The organism is Nitratidesulfovibrio liaohensis (assembly GCF_011682075.1).
Taxonomy (GTDB): Bacteria; Desulfobacterota; Desulfovibrionia; order Desulfovibrionales; family Desulfovibrionaceae; genus Cupidesulfovibrio; species Cupidesulfovibrio liaohensis.
The window spans coordinates 1-1,293 of sequence record NZ_VSMK01000575.1; the positions used below are offsets into that span (position 1 = coordinate 1).

Consider the following 1,293-nt stretch of genomic DNA (forward strand, 5'->3'; position numbering starts at 1 on the left):
CCGGTTCGAGGCCGTTGCCGCCGTGGACTTCTTTGGGGCGCCCGCGCGCGAGATGGTGGAAGGGTTGCTGGCCGGGGCCGAACGCTGGCTGCGCCTTGGCGCGCCCGGAGCCGCCCGCGCCGTGCAGACCGAAACGTACCTCCGCGCGGACGATTACAAGGGCCTTGTGTGGGTAACCCGGCCCGGCGTGCATGTGGACCGCATCGCCAGCGCATGGCTGGTGCGCAGGTTCATCGATGCGGAGGCCACGTTCCGCTTCGGCCCGCCGCCCGAAGGGGACACGGGCGTGCCTGGCGGAACAGGCGCAGCAGGCAAGGCAGGCGGGACAGGCCTCGGGCGTTGCGTGCGCTTCGACATGGCCGAGGCGGAATTCACCCACGAGGGTGAACTGTGCACCTTCGAGGTGCTGCTGCGCCGCTTCGGGCTGGATGCGGACCCACCCCTGGCCGCCGTGGGCGCGGTGATCCACGACATCGACCTGGACGAGCGCCACCCCGCCCGGCCCGAATCGCCGGGGGTGGGGGCGCTCATCGCGGGCATCACCCTGCGTACCAATGACGACGACGAACGGCTGGAGCGCGGCTTCCGCGTTCTGGACGACCTGCTGGAATACTTCCGCCGCAGCGCGCCCGCCCGGCCCGCATAGGAGGCAACCATGGACACCACGCCGCATCCCGCCGCTAACGGCCCGCCCCCGAACGCGTCTTCCCCAAAAGCTTCTTCCCCAAGAACGTCCTCGCCTGACGCGGACCTCCCGTCCGCCGATACTCCGTCCGTGTCCTCGCGCCCCGCCACGCCCCACCCCGCCTTCGGCGAGGCCTTGCGCACCTGGCTGCGCATCGGCTGTCTGGGCTTCGGCGGGCCAGCCGGGCAGATCGCCCTGATGCACCGCACCGTGGTGGACGAAAAACGCTGGGTGGACGACGCGCGTTTCCTGCACGCCCTGAACTACTGCACCCTGCTGCCGGGGCCGGAGGCGCAGCAGCTTGCCACCTACGTGGGCTGGCTGCTGCACCGCACCGCCGGGGGCATTGCGGCGGGCACGCTGTTCGTGCTGCCCGGCTTCTGCGTGGTCATGGCACTGTCGTTCATCTATGCGGCATACAGCCAGATTCCCGCCATCGACGCGCTGTTCTGGGGGCTGAAGCCCGCCGTGCTGGCCGTGGTGCTGGAAGCACTGCTGCGCGTGGGGCGCCGGTCGCTGCGTGACGGCTTTTCGCTGGCCCTCGCGGGCGGCGCCTTCGCGGCGCTGTTCGCCTTCGGCGTGCCCTTTCCGGCGGTGGTCTTCGGCTC

2 protein-coding genes are annotated in these 1,293 nt (G+C 70.9%); both read left to right on the forward strand.

All coding sequences use genetic code 11. From position 1 onward, the window contains the following. Nucleotides 1–646: chromate resistance protein ChrB domain-containing protein (locus FVW27_RS16155; RefSeq protein WP_167127082.1), on the forward strand; the 646-nt coding region annotated here is incomplete at its 5' end. A gap of 129 nt (nt 647–775) precedes the next feature. After that, nucleotides 776–1,293, forward strand: a 518-nt coding sequence (locus FVW27_RS16160) for a chromate transporter (protein WP_167127085.1), incomplete at its 3' end; no start/stop codon positions are given.